Below are 15,151 nucleotides of genomic sequence, written 5' to 3'. Positions count from 1 at the left end.
GCCACAGGCTAGGGGCACGCCCCCGGGGCTAGACCAGCCGCTCCGCCAGCAGCAGGGCGCCGACGAGGATCATCGCCGCGCCCGAGAGGCGGGACACCGCCGTGGCGACGGCCGGGCGGGCGCCCAGGATCCGGCGTGCCGTGGTGCCGACGCCCGTGTAGACCACGGCGCAGTTGGCCGTGTGCACCAGGCCGAGGGCGACGATCTGCGCGGCGAAGGGCCAATCGGCGTCCCGGGCGGCGAACTGCGGCAGCAGGGCGAGGAACAGTAGCAGCGCCTTGGGATTGAGCCCGCTGATGCCAAGGCCGCGGACCGCACGCCCCACCCACGAGCCGGAGCCGTCCTGCTCGTCGCCGTCCTCGGCCCGGGGCGCCGCCGCCGGGCGGGCCAGGGTCGTGGCGCCGAGCCAGATCAGATACGCCGCACCCGCTGCCGTCAGCACGGTCAGCACCGTCGGCGAACCGGCGACCGCCGTCGCCAGACCGGCGGCGACCACGGCGGTCAGCAGGACGTAACCGCCCAGCATGCCGCCGACGGCGGGCAGCACCGACCGGTGGCGCAGTCCCGCCGTGATCGCGTAGGCCCAGTCCGCCCCCGGGACCAGCACCAGCAGGAAGGACACCGACCAGAACGCCCCGATGCCGGCCATCTCCACCGTCTCCACCTCACCCTTCTTCCGGCTCTCCGGGGCAGATTAGGCAAGATTGCCCGAAAGGTGCTTTCAAGATTTCCCCGCCGGGGTCTCGCCGGTGGAAGAATTTCCCCCATGGACGACGTGGACCGGAAAATCCTTGCCGAGCTGCAGCGGGACGGCCGACAGACCCTGACCGAACTCGCCGAGCGGGTCCGCCTCAGCGTCTCCCCGTGCCACCGGCGCCTGCGCGCCCTGGAACGCTCCGGGGCGATCACCGGCTACCACGCCGCGCTGAACGCCCCCGCGCTCGGTCTGGGCTTCGAGGCGCTGGTCTTCGTCACCATGCGCTACGAGGACCGGCAGACCGTCGCCGCCTTCGAGACGGCCGTCGCCGAGATCCCGCACGTCCTCCAGGCCCAGCGGCTGTTCGGCGACCCCGACTACCTGCTGCGCGTCGTCACCAGCGACCTGGAGGCGTACCGCCGGCTCTACGACGATCGCCTCGCCTCCCTCCCCGGCGTCCAGCGCCTCAGCTCCACCCTGGTCATGGCCAACCTGGTCGAGGCCCGCCCCCTGCCCCTGTGACGCCCGGCGTCCGGCGTCCGGGCGTCCGGCCGATGTCAGTGCCCCGTGCCACCATCGGCGTATGGACAAGCTGCGGCAGTTGCGGCTGGCGAAGGACGCCATGGACCGCGACTGGGCGGACCCGGCACTCGACCTCGACGCGGTGGCCGCGCACGCCGGGTACTCGCGGTACCACTTCCTGCGCGCCTTCAAGGAGGCGTACGGCGAGACCCCCGGCCAGTACCTCACCCGGCGCCGCATCGAGCGCGCCGAGGACATGCTGCGCACCGCCAGTCTGTCCGTCACCGAGATCTGCCACCTGGTCGGCTTCAGCAGCCTGGGCACCTTCTCCACCCGGTTCAAGGCGCGCACCGGTCTGACCCCGAGCGAGTACCGCACCAAGCACGTGGGCCGGGGCACCGCCCTCATCCCGGGCTGCTACGTCATGCACTGGGCGGGCGGGGTGCGCCGCAATTCCGGAGAAGCGGACGGAGACCGCCGCCACCTACCGTGACAGAGCAAGCGGAAACCACCGCGGAACTGCGGAAACACGGGAGCACGCCATGATCAAGGGTCTCGCCATCTCGACCGTCTGGGTCCTCGACCAGGACCGGGCCAAGGAGTTCTACACCCAGAAGCTGGGCCTGGAGGTCCGCACCGACATGACCATGGGCGAGGGCGGCATGCGCTGGCTCACGGTCGGCTCCCCGAACCAGCCCGACGTCGAGCTGACGCTGATGCTCCCCAGCGGCCCCGCGATGGACCCCGAGTCCGCCGAGATGATCAGGAAGCTGGTGGCCAAGGGTGCCCTCGGCGCCGGCGTCCTGACCACCGACGACATCCACGGCGACTACAAGAAGCTCAAGGACCGCGGAGTCGAGTTCCTCCAGGAGCCCCAGGAGCGCCCGTACGGCACGGAGGCCCTCTTCCGCGACGACTCCGGCAACTGGTTCTCCTTCACCCAGCCCCGCGAGGGCGGCCTCGACATGGACCAGGACTTCGCCTGCTAGGGGGCGGGCCTGGGAGCAAAACCACTCGACCGGGGCGGCTCCGCGCCGGGACCATGAGCACCGATCCCACGGAGGAGGACGGTGTGGAGCCAGACGATCTCCGCCGCGCGGTCGAGGCCGGGCGGACGGTCGCTTCGGAGCAGGGCCTCCAGGCCGACGAGGTGGTCGTCGTCCACAACTCCGACCGCGTGGTGCTGCGCCTGCTGCCCTGTGACGTCCTCGCCCGGGTCGCGCCTTCGGCGCAGCTGCCCGACTCGGTCTTCGAAGTGGAGGTCGCTCACCGGCTCACCGACGCCGATGCACCGGTGGGCGCGCTGGACCCCCGGGCCGACCCCCGGGTCCAGGTGCGGGACTCCTTCGCCGTCTCGCTCTGGACCTACTACGAACCGGCGGGGCCGGAGGTCGTGCCGGCCGACTACGCGGACGCGCTCATGCGGCACCACACTGCCCTGCGCCGGATCGACGTGACCGCACCGCACGTCACCGATCGGGTGGCCCGGGCGCTGGCAGCGGTGGACGACCGGGAGCAGTCTCCCGAGCTGTCCGACGCCGGCCGGAGATTCCTCCACGGCACACTCAGCGGCCTCAGTGCCGAGATCGGCGCCGACAGAGCACGCGACCAGCTCCTGCACGGCGAGCCGCACCCGGGAAACCTCCTCAACACCCGCCACGGCCCGCTCTTCGTCGACCTCGCCACCTGCTGCCGCGGGCCGGTCGAATTCGACCTCGCGCATGGCCCCGAGGAAGCGGCGGAGCACTACGCCGGTGCCGATCCCGCACTGATCCACCGGTGCCGCGCGCTGAACTGGGCGATGTTCTCCGCCTGGCGCTGGCGCCGGGACGACCAGATGCCCGACCGGGACCACTGGAGGACCGAGGGACTCGACCGGGTCCGTGCCGCGCTCGACCGGATGTGACCGCGGGGCGGTGGTCGCCGCCGAGCGGGCGTCACCGCCTCCGGGGCGTCCCCGGGACACCTGCCGGGCGTCTCCCGGGAGACCTACCGGGACGGCGACGAGGCGCTCTCGTTCGTCCGGTCCGGGAGCATCGGGTAGCTGCCCGTGTTGGTCGGGGCGTGTTCCGGGAGCCACAGGACGGCGACCGCGCCCTCGGCCGGTATGTGCGCGGGGGCACCGGCCGGGCGTACGTTGCGGAAGGTGAGCCGGGCGCCCAGGACCCGGGCCTGGCCCGCGGCGATGGTGAGTCCGAGCCCGTGCCCGCGGCCGGCCCGGTCCGTGCTGCCGGTGCGGAACCGGCTCGGGCCCTCCGCCAGCAGGTCCTCGGGGAAGCCCGGCCCGTGGTCGCGGACCCGGATCACCCGGCCCTCGACGCTGACCTCGACGGGCGAGCGGCCGTGCCGGGCGGCGTTGGCGAGCAGGTTGAACAGCACGCGCTCCAGACGGCGCGGGTCGGTGGTGACCTCCGACTCGTGGATCACCCGCACCTCGACGGCCGGGTCCTTGGCCGCCACCCGCCGGGTCACGAAGTCGCCCAGCATGATGTCCTGCAGCTCGGCCCGCTCCGAGGCCCCGTCGAGCCGCGCCACCTCCAGGACGTCCTCGACCAGGGTGCGCATCGCCTTCGCCCGGTCGAGGACCAGCTCGGTCGGCCGGCCCGGCGGCAGCAGCTCGGCGGCGGTGAGCAGTCCGGTCACCGGGGTGCGCAGCTCGTGCGCGATGTCCGCGGTGACCCGACGCTCGGCCTCGATGCGCTTCTGCAAGGCGTCCGCCATCGCGTCCACGGCGCGTGCCACGTCGTCCGTCTCGTCCCGCACGACGCCGCCGATGGCCTCCCGGACCCGGACCTCGGCCTCGCCGTTGGCCACCTGGTTGGCGGCGGCCGCCGCCTTGCGCAGCCGGCGTGACAACTGACCGCCGATGAGCACGCCCAGCGCGCTGCCGCCGAGGACGACCGCGATGGAACCGATCACCAGGGCCTGGTCCAGGTCGCTGAGGATGTCCGCGCTGCGGTCGGTGAAACCGGAGTGCAGGGACATCACGTGCCCGTCCTTGAGCGGCACCGCCGCCCAGATGTCCGTCACCCCGTTCGGCCGCTCGGCGACGTACGTGGCCCGGCGGCCCGCCTCGACCTTGCGGCGCAGCTCGGGCGGCAGGTCGGGGTCGTCGATCTGGGCGTTCGGGAAGTTCTGCCGCCCGGACAGCTCGTAGTTGCGCTGGGCGATCAGGACCCGGTCGTCGGCGAGGTCGCGGGCGTTGTCCAGCATCGACACCCGGGCGGCGTTGTGCACGACCAGGCTCAGCGCGACCGCGACCAGCGCGCCGACCAGCGCGATGGCCGCGCTCAGCTTCCAGCGCAGCCCGGTGCGGATACCGCGGGCCCGCAGCCCGCGCACCCCGATACCGCGCGCCCGACCCCCGGGCGCCGTGCGGTCGTACGGCTGTCCCGGTGGCGAGACGCTCCGGCGTGGTCGGAAGAACCCCCGCATATCCCTGTATCCCCGCTCAGGCCTTCAACTTGTAGCCGAAGCCGCGGACCGTCTCGATCCGGTCCTGGCCGATCTTGGTGCGCAGCCGCTGCACATGCACGTCGACGACCCGGGTGTCCCCGCCCCAGCCGTAGTCCCACACCCGCTCCAGCAGCTTGTCGCGGGAGAGCACGGTGCCCGGTGCGGAGGAGAACTCGAGCAGCAGCCGCATCTCGGTCGGGGTGAGCGCCACCGGCCGCCCGGCCCGGTGCACCTCCATGCCGTCGGTGTCCACCTCCAGGTCGCCGAAGGTGAGCACGCCCCCGGTGTCCGCGGCCCCGGCCGCCTCGGCCCGGTCGCCGCCGCCGGCGTGCCCGAAGCGGCGCAGCACCGCCCGGATCCGGGCGACCAGCACCGCCCCGTCGAACGGCTTGGTGACGTAGTCGTCGGCGCCCGCCTCCAGGCCGAGCACCACGTCGATGGAGTCCGCCCGCGCCGACAGCATGATCACCGGCACCGTGGACTCGTCCCGGATGCGGCGGCACAGGCTGACGCCGTCGAGGCCGGGGAGCATGACGTCGAGCAGGGCGATGTCGGGGCGGTCGGCCCGGAAGGACTCCAGGCCCGAGAGCCCGTCGGGCATCGCGGTGACCGCGAAGCCGTCCCGCTCCAGGGCGAGCTGGGTGGCCTCGCGGATGACGTCGTCGTCCTCGACGAACAGGACGTGGGTCTGGTCTGCCATCCCGGTGCTCTCAGTCCTCAGGGTGTGGTCGGTCGAACGGGCCGGTCGCCGGATCGCCTACGGCGCCGTCACCCCGTCATCGGTACGAACGGCCCGATCGGTTCACGCCGCCGCCGCTCGGGAGCGGTTCAGGCGTCCGGCTCCGGAGCCGGGGTGGGCGCGTTCCCCGCGGCCTTGCTGTAGTCGTTGTGGGTGCGGTACTCCTCGGAGAACCGGTCGGACGCCCAGCGGTACGTGATCACGTTCTCGCCGGACGGACTCGACACCGGGTCGCCCTTGTCGTACACCTGCTTCGTCACCACCAGGTCGCCGCGGTCGATCTCCGCGTAGACCGGAGGCTCCTCGGCCTTGAACACATTCTGGTACGCGCCGTCCTCCTCGCGGTACACGTAACTGCCCACACCCACCGCGTCACCGCACGTCAGCACGTTGACGACGACGTCGTCGGCCGAGCCGTCCGTCAGCTTCCCGTACGACACGTCGACGGGGTACTCGTCGGCGACGCACGGCTTCAGCTCGCGCTTGACCTCCGGGGACACCTTGGGGTCGGCCTTGACGAGCCGTACCGCGTCCACCCGGTCGGGGACCTTCGAGGGCGAGGGGGACGCCTTCGCCGCCGGTGCGGGGGACGACGGGGCCGCGCCGCCCACCGTGTCCGCGTGGGCCGGCCCCTCGTCCCGGGCGCCGGTGCCGCCGGTCCCGCAGCCGGCCAGGGAAACGCCGAGGGCGACGAGCGCGGCCACCGCCGTACTCGCCGCCTGCGTCGTTCTCCGGGTCCCCCCGGGTGTCCGACCGTCGGTCAGGCCGCGCAACGCTCCCGCTCCTCACGCTCCAGCGCCCGTGCGTCCAGATCGCGGGCGACCAGCTCCTCGCGGAGCCGGGCGAGCGCCCGGTGCAGCGTGCTCTTGACCGTTCCCGCCGACATGCCGAGGGCGGCGGCGGTCTCCTCCGTTGACATCTGCTCCCAGTGTCGCAGCACCACGACGCTGCGCTGCTTCGGGGCGAGCACCTTGAGGACGTCCATCAGCAGGGCGCGGTCCGCGTGCTGCTCGGTGGCGTCGTCCATGGGGGACTCGGGGAGCTGCTCGGTCGGCACCTCCTCCAGCTTCCGCGCCCGCCACCACTCGGTCCGGGTGTTGATCATCACCCGGCGCAGGTAGGCGTCCGCGAGCCGCTTGTCCTCGATGGTCTCCCAGCGCCCGTACGTCCGCGCCAGCGCGGTCTGCAGCAGGTCCTGGGCGTCGACGGGGTCGGGGACCAGGCGCCTGGCGCTGCGCAGCAGCGCGTCCTGCCGGGTGCGGACGTACTCCTCGAACTCGAGCACCTCGCCCATGTCAACCGCCCTTCCGATCCCCGTACCCCGGCGTGGTCATCGCCGGTCCACTGCCTGTGGTCTGTTGTCGTGCCATGCCCCGCGGGCACAGAAACGAAGGTAGGGAAGCGTTGTCACGGCGCTGTGCGAAGCAGCCTGCGGCAAACCCTCGGCTGTCCGTCGGTTGTGTAACGGAAGGACGAACCGGGCAAACCGCCGTACCACTTGATGGGGACATCGGGCGATTCGCCCGATACGGGTTTCGTCACAGAGAGGCCATGGAAGCCGCCGTGCATCAGCTCGGCGGCAGCCGTCGCGCGTCAGCTCAGCGGCAGCCGGTACAACCCGTCCGCCAGCGGCTCCACCAGACCGTCGGCGACCAGCCCGTCCAGGGCGCGGGCCCGCTGGACCGGCTCCTGCCACACCTGGTCGAGGGCCGCCTGCGGCACCGGCCCGGCCGCGTCCCGCAGCACGGCGAGCAGCCGCCCGCGCACCTGCCGGTCGGTGCCCGCGTACGTCTGCCCGCGCCGCGGCGGACCGTCGTGGGCGGGCTTGCCGGCCAGCCGCCAGGCGCACCGGGCCGCGATCGGGCAGCGGTGGCAGGACTCGTTCTTCGCGGTGCAGACCAGCGCGCCCAGCTCCATCGAGGCGGCGGCCCAGCGGGCGGCGCTCGCCTCCTCGTCGGGCAGCAGCGCCCGGGCCAGCTTTCGCTCGGCGGCGGTGGTGGCGTTCGGCGGGTACTGCACGCCGGTGACCGCGCGGGCGAGGACCCGGCGGACGTTGGTGTCCAGTACGGCGTGCCGCTGGCCGTAGGCGAAAGAGGCGACCGCCGCGGCCGTGTACTCGCCGATGCCGGGCAGCGCCAGCAGCTGGGCGTGGTCGGCGGGTACGTCACCGCCGTGCCGTTCCGTTATGGCCGCGGCGGCGCCGTGCAGCCGCAGGGCACGGCGCGGGTAGCCGAGCCGCCCCCAGGCGCGCACGGCCTCGCCGGGCGCCTCGGCGGCGAGGTCGGCGGGGCGCGGCCAGCGGGCCAGCCACTGCTCGTACACGGGCTGGACGCGGCTGACCGGGGTCTGTTGGAGCATGAACTCGCTGACCATCACGCCCCAGGCACCGGCCTCGGGGCGCCGCCACGGCAGATCGCGGGCGTGCTCGTCGAACCAGTCGATGACGGGGGCGTGCAGCGGCACACCGGACGCGGCGGGGTCGGAGGGTCCGCCTGGCGAGGGCTTCGTGGGCGCAGTCATGACCCTCCGATCCTGCCACGGGAGGACCGCCGCACGGGAACACCGCCACCCGGTGGCGACCGGAACACCTGACGATCGCCAGGGGCGCGCGCGGCACCCCCGCTTGTAGCGTCGACGCCATGCGCCCCACCCGCCCGACCGACGCCCCGACCGCCACCGGGTCTGCCTCCGTCGATCCGGCCGCCACCGGGCCAGCCTCCGTCGATCCCGCGCCCACCGGGTCTGCCTTCGGCGATCCGACCGCCGCCAGGTCTGCCTCCGGCGTCCGGGCGGCCACCGGGTCTGCCTTCGTCGATCCTGCGCCTACCGGGTCTGCCTTCGACGCCCCGGCCGCCGCCGGGTCTGCCCTCGACGACCTCGCGCCCACCGGGACGGCCCTCGACGACCCCGCCCCCGGCGAGGCCGCCCCCGGCCAGGCCGGACCCCGCGAGGCCGCACCCCGTGAGGCCGGACCCGGGGGAGGGCTTGGGGGAGGACCCCCGGGAGCGTTTCCGGAGCGGATCGGTGCGCGGTTGGGGAAAGGGGTCCTCCTCTGGGGCGCGCTCGCGCTGCCCGCGCTCACCGCGGACCGCCTCGGCATGAACGAACCGCGCCCGCCGTGGCAGCAACTGGCCGGTCTGGCGGTGCTCGCCGCCGCCGTCGCCGTCGCCCGGCGGCAGCCGCTCGTCGCGTACGCCCTGACCGCCGGGCTCGGACTGGCCACCGCACCCGCCCTGTTCAGCGTCTCCTACGGCCCCGCCCTCGGCGTCCTCGCCCTGCTGCTCGGCCTGCGCATGCCGCGGCCGCACCCGGCCCTCGCCGCCTTCACGGGCGTCGCTGCCGCGGGCGCCGCGCGCATCGTGCTGGCCGGCGCGGACCCGGCGCCCGAGGCTTTCGTGCTGACCGGCACCCTGCTCTTCGGCAGCGTCTTCCCCTGGCTGGTCGGACGCTACTGGCGGCAGAGCCGGGTGCTCGCCGAGGCCGGCTGGCTCAGGGCGGCCCGGCTGGAGGAGCGGCAGCGGCACGCCGAGGAGCGGGCCAGACTGCGCGAACGGTCCCGCATCGCCCAGGACATGCACGACTCGCTGGGCCACGAGCTGAGCCTGCTCGCCCTGCGCGCGGGTGCCCTCCAGGTCGCCCCCGGGCTCGCCGCCGAGCATCGGGCCGCCGCGGCGGACCTGCGGGCCGCGGCCGCCGACGCCACCGACCACCTGCACCGCATCATCGGCGTCCTGCGCGAGGACGACGAGCCCGTCCCGCTCGCCCCGGCGGGCGAGAGCGTCGAGGAACTCGTCGCCCGGGCCGCCGAGTCGGGGCTCCCCGTGCGCTGGGAGCCCCGGAACACCGCGCCCCTCCGCCCGGAACCCGGCTCCCTCGGCGACCGGCTGCTGCACCGCATCGTGCGCGAGGCGCTGACCAACGCGGCCCGGCACGCGCCGGGCGCCCCCGTCGTCGTGGCGGTCGCCGGGCAGCCGTCCGGCACGACGGTCACCGTCACCAACGACCGGCCCACCGGGCCCGGTTCCCGCTCGGCGGGCGGCGGCACCGGCCTGCTGGGGCTGCGCGCCGCCGTGGCCTCGGTCGGCGGCGACTTCCGGGCGGGCCCGCACGGGGCGGGTTTCCGCGTCCGCGCGTACGTCCCGGCCGACCGGCCCGGAGCCGTCCCCCAGGCCGCTCCCGACGCCCCGGCCGCCCCGCTCGCGCCCGCCGCCCCGTTCACCCGGGCCCGCCGCCGGGTCGCCCTCGGTCTGGGCGCCGCGGCCGGTGCGGGACTCGTCCTGGTCGGCGCGGCGTTCGCCTGGTACGCGTACACCGAGACCCACTCGGTGCTCACCCCGAGCGCCTACGCGCAACTGCGCCCGGGCACGCCGTACGACGAGGTCGCCGCCGTGCTGCCGGACCGGGAGGCCCACGACCCGCCGACCGACCGCGCCCCGGCGCCGCCGAAGGGCGCCGACTGCCGCTACTACCGGGCCGGCGGCGAACTCCTCGTCTCCGTCGACCACTTCCGCCTCTGCTTCGACGCGCGGGGGAGCCTGGTCGCCAAGGACGTCGTGCCCGGCGCCGGACGGCTCGGGGACGACGAGGGGACCGCGCGGTGATCCGGGTCCTGCTGGCCGACGACGAGGCGATGGTGCGGGCCGGGGTGCGCGCCATCCTGGCGAGCGGCGGCGAGAGCGAGGTCGTCGCCGAGGCGGGCGACGGCCGCGAGGCGGTCGAACTGGCCCTGGCGCACCGCCCCGACGTGGCCCTGCTGGACATCCGCATGCCCCGCCTGGACGGCATCGCCGCGGCGGCCGAGATCCGGCGGGCCACCCCGCGGACCGCGGTCGCCATGCTCACCACCTTCTCCGAACAGGCCTACGTCAGCCGCGCCCTGTCCGCCGGTGCCACCGGCTTCCTGCTCAAGTCCGGTGACCCCTACGAACTGATGGCCGGGGTACGGGCCGTCGCCGAGGGAGCCGCCTTCCTCTCCCCGAAGGTCGCCCGCTACGTCGTCGAGGACCTCGGCAGGGGCGCCGGCGGCGGCCGCCTCGCCCGCGAGGAGCGCGCCCGGCTGCGGGTGGGACGGCTGAGCCCCCGGGAGCGCGAGGTCCTCGGCCTGGTGGGGGCGGGCCTGTCCAACCCGGAGATCGCCGCCCGGCTGCACCTGGTCGAGGGCACCGTGAAGGCGTACGTCAGCGCGGTCCTGGACCGGCTTGAGGTGCGCAACCGGGTACAGGCGGCGATCGTCGCGTACGAGGCGGGCCTGGTCGAGACGGACGTCTGAGCGAGGACCGCGGGCAGGTCAACGGCGCCGGTGCGAGGGGACGTACGGGGCCGCGGGGACGACGGCGGCCGGTCCTGGCCCGCTCAACCACCGGGCCAGGGCCGCCTCGGACCCCCGCATCGCCCCGGCCAGCCGCGTCACCGCGCCCGTGCCCAGCCGCACGGCCAGCACGGCGACGACGGCGCCCAGCAGCAGACCGGCGGCGACGTCGTGCGGGTAGTGGACGCCGACGAAGACCCGGGAGAAGGCCATCAACAGCGCGAGCGGCGCCGTCAGCAGCACCAGCGCGCGCCGGACCAGCAGCAGGGCGACGGCCGAAGCCCCCGCGATCGTCGCGTGGTTGCTGGGGAAGGACCAGTCGCCGGTCGGCGGACACTCCACCAGGGAGGCCGCCGCTCCGGAGACCGCCCGGCAGGGACGTTCCTCCGTGAAGCCGGACTTGAGCAGCTCACTGCACACATAGGCCAAAGCCGTGGCCAGAGGTGCAAGGACCGCTATGGCGAACGCCCGGGTGTCACCGCGCCGCGCGCGCCACCACGCCAGGACGAACAGCGCGCCGAAGACCAGGAGCCCCGCCTCGGTCCACACCTCCATCGTCCCGCGCACCCACCCCGGGCTGTCCCCGGCGAAGCCGGTGATGTCGCGGTACAGCTCGTCATCTGTGAAAGTCATGCTCACGGACGGTAGGCGGACGCCCGATACGGTCACACCCTGCGATCGACACGTGGTTCTCCTGACGATCGGCAGGGGCGGGGACCGGTCTCCGGGATGATGATCCGTAAAAGTTGCGGGTCTCAACGGCGGGTGTGACAAGGGAACGCGCCGATCTCTCGTACAGTTTGCGCCGTGGGATCTCTGCGCAATCCGGTCGGGCCGCTTCCCTCCTCCATCTACTGGCGACGGAGGGCCGTACTGCTGTCGCTTTTCGCCCTGTTGGCGCTATTGATCACCTGGATCGTGGTCTCCGGCGGCGGCGACGGCGGCGACGGCCGCAAGGACGGGGCCGACGGCAAGAACCCGGCACCGTCCATCACTCCGGGTCCCTCGGGCTCCGGCCCGGCGATCAGCCAGGCCCCGGGCGGACGCGACGAGTCGGGAAGCGGGGACTCCAACGGCTCGGGTTCCGGCTCGACTTCGGGCGGCGACGGCTCGGGTACGGGATCCGGCTCCGGCGGTGGTGAGTCCGGCGGCGACGGCTCGGGCGGCGGCGAGGGGTCCGCGGGCGGCGGTTCGGTGACGGGCGTCGGCACGGGCGACGCGCTGCCGGCCGGCTCGGCCCTGCCCAACTGCGCCCCGGGCGACGTGAAGCTGAGCCTGCGCAGCGTCCGCAACAGCTACTCGCCCGGGCAGACCCCCGCCTTCGAACTGACCGCGCGCAACACCTCCGGCAGCGACTGCAAGGTCGATCTCGGCCCGGAGCACGCGGTGTTCACCATCACCCCGGCCGACGGCGACGACGCCTACTGGGCCTCGGACGACTGCGTTGAGGGCGCGGGCAGCCTGCGCTACCGGGTGGCGGCCGGCAGCAACATCACCTACACCGTCAAGTGGGACCGCAAGCCCAGCGCCCCCGAGTGCGGGACGCCGCCCGCGGGCTCCGCCAAGGCGGGCACCTACCTGGTGGAGGCCAAGGCACCCGGCTTCGAGAAGGTGCAGACGTCCTTCGTCCTCAAGAACGACTGACACCCCGCAGGTCAGACGTAACGCTCCAGGATCGACGACTCGGCCAGCCGCGACAGCCCCTCCCGGACACTGCGCGCCCGCGCCTCGCCGACGCCGTCCACCGTCTGGAGGTCGTCGACACTGGCGGCGAGCAGCTTCTGCAGTCCGCCGAAGTGCTCCACCAGCCGGTCGATGATCGCGCCCGGCAGCCGCGGCACCTTGGCCAGCAGCCGGAACCCGCGCGGCGACACCGCCGAGTCCAGCGTCTCGGGCGACCCGGTGTACCCCAACGCCCGCGCCACCGTGGACAGTTCCAGCAGCTCGGCATGGCTGAGCTTGTCCAGCTCGGCGAGCGCCTCCTCGACCGTGCGGGACCGCTTCGCGGTCGGCTCGGGCACGTAGTCCCGCACGACCAGCTCGCGCTCCGGCTCCACCCCGGCGATCAACTCGTCCAACTGCAGGGCGAGCAGCCGCCCGTCCGTCCCCAGCTCCACCACGTACTCGGCGATCTCGGTGGCGATCCGGCGCACCATCTCCAGCCGCTGCGCGACCGCCGAGACGTCCCGCACCGTCACCAGGTCCTCGATCTCCAGGGCCGACAGCGTGCCCGCGACCTCGTCGAGCCGCAGCTTGTACCGCTCCAGGGTCGCCAGCGCCTGATTGGCCCGGGACAGGATCGCGGCCGAATCCTCCAGCACCCGCCGCTGCCCGTCCACGTACAACGCGATCAGCCGCATCGACTGCGAAACCGACACCACGGGAAAACCGACCTGCTTGCTGACCCGGTCGGCAGTGCGGTGCCGGGTACCGGTCTCCTCCGTCGGAATGGTCGGATCCGGAAGCAGCTGCACCCCCGCCCGCAGGATCTTCGACAGGTCGGACGACAGCACGATGCCGCCGTCGAGCTTGCACAGCTCCCGCAGCCGGGTCGCGGTGAACTCGACGTCCAGCACGAAACCGCCCGTGCACATCTGCTCGACGGTCTTGTCGGAACCCAGCACGATCAGACCGCCGGTGTTGCCGCGCAGCACCCGCTCCAGGCCGTCGCGCAGGGACGTGCCGGGCGCCACGGCGCTCAGTGAGGCGCGCATCAGACCATCGGCACCGGCACTCCCACCGGACTTTCCGGGAGCTGCTGCCCGGTCGTTGGCTGCCACTGCACTCCTCCGGTCGCAGGTTCTTCTGGCGCTCCCCTGTCGCACATTCGGCCGTACGGACGGGCGAGACCAGGGCAAAGTCTACCGGCGCTGCTCCTCATCCCGTGGGGCCTCTCGCCGACGCGAGCGCGGAAGCACCCGCAGGGCGTCCCCCATGTCCGCGACTTCCAGCACCTTCATACCGTCGGGGACCCGGCCCGGATCGGCCGGTACCAGGGCGTGCGTGAAGCCCAGCCGGTGCGCCTCGGAGAGCCTGCGCTGCACTCCCGTGACCCGCCTCACCTCTCCCGCGAGTCCCACTTCACCGATCGCGACGAGGTTCTTGGGCAGCGGAGTGTCACTGGCCGCACTCGCCAAGGCCAGCGCGACCGCGAGATCGGCGGCCGGCTCGGAGAGCTTCACACCCCCCACCGTCGCACTGTAGATGTCCCTCTTGCCCAGCGCACTGATGCGCCCGCGCTGCTCCAGCACGGCCAGCATCATCGACACCCGCGAGGTCTCCAGCCCCGAGGTCGTACGCCGCGGCGACGGAATCTGCGAGTCCACGGTCAGCGCCTGCACCTCGGCGACCAGCGGCCGGCGCCCCTCCAGGGTGACGGTCAGACAGGTCCCGGGCACCGGCTCGGCCCGCCGGGTGAGGAACAGCCCACTGGGATCGGCGAGCCCCGTGATCCCCTCGTCGTGCAGCTCGAAGCAGCCGACCTCATCGGTCGTCCCGTACCGGTTCTTCACCCCCCGCACCAGCCGCAGCCGCGCATGCCGGTCGCCCTCGAAATGCAGCACGACGTCCACGAGGTGCTCGAGCAACCGCGGGCCGGCGATGGCCCCGTCCTTGGTGACGTGTCCCACCAGCAGCGTGGACATGCCACGCTCCTTGGAGGCCCGGATCAGCGCCCCCGCCACCTCCCGCACCTGCGCCATGCCGCCCGGGGCGCCGTCGATCTCGGGCGAGGCGACGGTCTGCACGGAGTCCAGGATCAACAGCGACGGCTTCACGGCGTCCAGATGCCCGAGCACCGCCGCGAGATCCGTCTCGGCGGCGAGATACAGATGGTCGTCGATGGCATGGATCCGGTCGGCCCGCAGCCGCACCTGACTGGCCGACTCCTCACCGGTGACGTACAGCGTCCGGTGCTCGTCGCTCGCGGACTTGGCCGCCACGTCCAGCAGCAGCGTGGACTTCCCGACGCCCGGCTCACCGGCGACCAGCACCACGGCCCCGGGCACCAGCCCGCCCCCGAGCACCCGGTCCAGCTCGGGCACACCGGTGGAACGGGCGGTCGCCTGCCGGCCGTCGACCTGCCCGATCGGCACCGCGGAGGTGGTCACGCGCCCCGGGGTGGTCGTACGCACGGCGGGCGCGCCGTACTCCTCGACCGTGCCCCATGCCTGGCATTCGGGGCAGCGGCCGAGCCACTTGGCCGTCTGCCAGCCGCACTCGGTGCAGCGGTAGGACGGCCGTTCCTTGCCGGACTTCGTACGGGCAGCCATGCACGAACCGTAACCGCCCCCACTGACAGCGGACCCTCGCCCCCGTCGAATGCGACCCGGCGCGGGGTGTGACCGCGGGGTGGGGAGCGCAGCCCGGCGTTGCGGGGTGCCGCTGCGCCCACCCGTGCCGCCCCAGCGGCACGACTGCCCGCAGCTCC

At 73.6% G+C, this 15,151-nt stretch carries 16 protein-coding genes; 7 read left to right on the top strand and 9 right to left on the bottom strand.

Features of this window, described 5'->3' with window-relative positions:
* Positions 1 to 28: 28 nt before the first annotated feature.
* Positions 29 to 649, bottom strand: coding sequence for a LysE family translocator (locus K7854_RS32370; protein ID WP_226030139.1), 621 nt, complete (start codon positions 647 to 649; stop codon positions 29 to 31).
* Between the two features lie 117 nt (positions 650 to 766).
* Here K7854_RS32370 and K7854_RS32365 point away from each other — a divergent pair, with 117 nt between their 5' ends.
* The 4 genes from K7854_RS32365 to K7854_RS32350 all read left to right on the top strand — a co-directional run bounded on the left by K7854_RS32365 (position 767) and on the right by K7854_RS32350 (position 3,125).
* A complete protein-coding gene (locus tag K7854_RS32365; RefSeq protein WP_226030124.1) occupies positions 767 to 1,219 on the top strand; it encodes an Lrp/AsnC family transcriptional regulator in 453 nt (150 codons plus the stop codon).
* A 61-nt stretch (positions 1,220 to 1,280) separates the two neighbouring features.
* Positions 1,281 to 1,712 (top strand): helix-turn-helix transcriptional regulator, encoded by a 432-nt coding sequence (locus K7854_RS32360; RefSeq protein WP_226030123.1) that lies wholly within the window; start codon positions 1,281 to 1,283, stop codon positions 1,710 to 1,712.
* A 49-nt stretch (positions 1,713 to 1,761) separates the two neighbouring features.
* Positions 1,762 to 2,208: a VOC family protein gene (locus K7854_RS32355; RefSeq protein WP_226030122.1), complete on the top strand. Its 447-nt coding sequence runs from the start codon at positions 1,762 to 1,764 to the stop codon at positions 2,206 to 2,208.
* A gap of 83 nt (positions 2,209 to 2,291) precedes the next feature.
* The gene (locus K7854_RS32350; protein ID WP_226030121.1) at positions 2,292 to 3,125 is read left to right on the top strand and encodes an aminoglycoside phosphotransferase/kinase family protein; all 834 of its coding nucleotides are present in this window, start codon (positions 2,292 to 2,294) and stop codon (positions 3,123 to 3,125) included.
* An 83-nt stretch (positions 3,126 to 3,208) separates the two neighbouring features.
* Here K7854_RS32350 and cseC read toward each other — a convergent pair whose 3' ends face one another.
* The 5 genes from cseC to K7854_RS32325 form a co-directional block, all read right to left on the bottom strand.
* Positions 3,209 to 4,654, bottom strand: a complete 1,446-nt coding sequence (gene cseC, locus K7854_RS32345) for a two-component system sensor histidine kinase CseC (RefSeq protein ID WP_226030120.1) — start codon at positions 4,652 to 4,654, stop codon at positions 3,209 to 3,211.
* 16 nt (positions 4,655 to 4,670) lie between these two features.
* Positions 4,671 to 5,375, bottom strand: coding sequence for a two-component system response regulator CseB (gene cseB / locus K7854_RS32340; protein WP_226030119.1), 705 nt, complete (start codon positions 5,373 to 5,375; stop codon positions 4,671 to 4,673).
* Positions 5,376 to 5,503: 128 nt separating this feature from the next.
* Entirely contained in the window at positions 5,504 to 6,187 is a 684-nt protein-coding gene (locus K7854_RS32335) for a hypothetical protein (protein WP_226030118.1), read from the bottom strand.
* Positions 6,175 to 6,708: a SigE family RNA polymerase sigma factor gene (locus K7854_RS32330; protein ID WP_003975479.1), complete on the bottom strand. Its 534-nt coding sequence runs from the start codon at positions 6,706 to 6,708 to the stop codon at positions 6,175 to 6,177. Before K7854_RS32330 ends, K7854_RS32335 begins: the two co-directional genes overlap by 13 nt.
* A 299-nt stretch (positions 6,709 to 7,007) precedes the next feature.
* On the bottom strand, positions 7,008 to 7,934 hold the full coding sequence (locus tag K7854_RS32325) for an HhH-GPD family protein (RefSeq protein ID WP_226030117.1): 927 nt from the start codon (positions 7,932 to 7,934) through the stop codon (positions 7,008 to 7,010).
* A gap of 512 nt (positions 7,935 to 8,446) precedes the next feature.
* On the opposite strand from K7854_RS32325, the gene K7854_RS32320 reads away from it, so the two are divergent.
* Complete coding sequence (locus tag K7854_RS32320) at positions 8,447 to 10,015, top strand: sensor histidine kinase (RefSeq protein WP_226030116.1); 1,569 nt, start codon at positions 8,447 to 8,449, stop codon at positions 10,013 to 10,015.
* Complete coding sequence (locus K7854_RS32315) at positions 10,012 to 10,683, top strand: response regulator transcription factor (protein WP_226030115.1); 672 nt, start codon at positions 10,012 to 10,014, stop codon at positions 10,681 to 10,683. Before K7854_RS32320 ends, K7854_RS32315 begins: the two co-directional genes overlap by 4 nt.
* Before the next feature lie 18 nt (positions 10,684 to 10,701).
* Here K7854_RS32315 and K7854_RS32310 read toward each other — a convergent pair whose 3' ends face one another.
* Positions 10,702 to 11,355, bottom strand: a complete 654-nt coding sequence (locus K7854_RS32310) for a phosphatase PAP2 family protein (protein WP_226030114.1) — start codon at positions 11,353 to 11,355, stop codon at positions 10,702 to 10,704.
* Between the two features lie 174 nt (positions 11,356 to 11,529).
* Here K7854_RS32310 and K7854_RS32305 point away from each other — a divergent pair, with 174 nt between their 5' ends.
* Positions 11,530 to 12,366, top strand: coding sequence for a hypothetical protein (locus tag K7854_RS32305; protein ID WP_226030113.1), 837 nt, complete (start codon positions 11,530 to 11,532; stop codon positions 12,364 to 12,366).
* Between the two features lie 11 nt (positions 12,367 to 12,377).
* On the opposite strand, the gene disA is transcribed toward K7854_RS32305, so the two are convergent.
* Positions 12,378 to 13,502 (bottom strand): DNA integrity scanning diadenylate cyclase DisA, encoded by a 1,125-nt coding sequence (gene disA, locus K7854_RS32300; RefSeq protein WP_226030112.1) that lies wholly within the window; start codon positions 13,500 to 13,502, stop codon positions 12,378 to 12,380.
* 81 nt (positions 13,503 to 13,583) lie between these two features.
* Positions 13,584 to 14,993, bottom strand: a complete 1,410-nt coding sequence (gene radA, locus K7854_RS32295; protein WP_226030111.1) for a DNA repair protein RadA — start codon at positions 14,991 to 14,993, stop codon at positions 13,584 to 13,586.
* Between the last annotated feature and the right edge of the window lie 158 nt (positions 14,994 to 15,151).

This window comes from Streptomyces hyderabadensis, assembly GCF_020404845.1.
GTDB lineage: Bacteria > Actinomycetota > Actinomycetes > Streptomycetales > Streptomycetaceae > Streptomyces > Streptomyces hyderabadensis.
The sequence above is the reverse complement of the archived record's forward strand: the minus strand, read 5'-3'. Positions and strand labels throughout refer to the sequence as shown.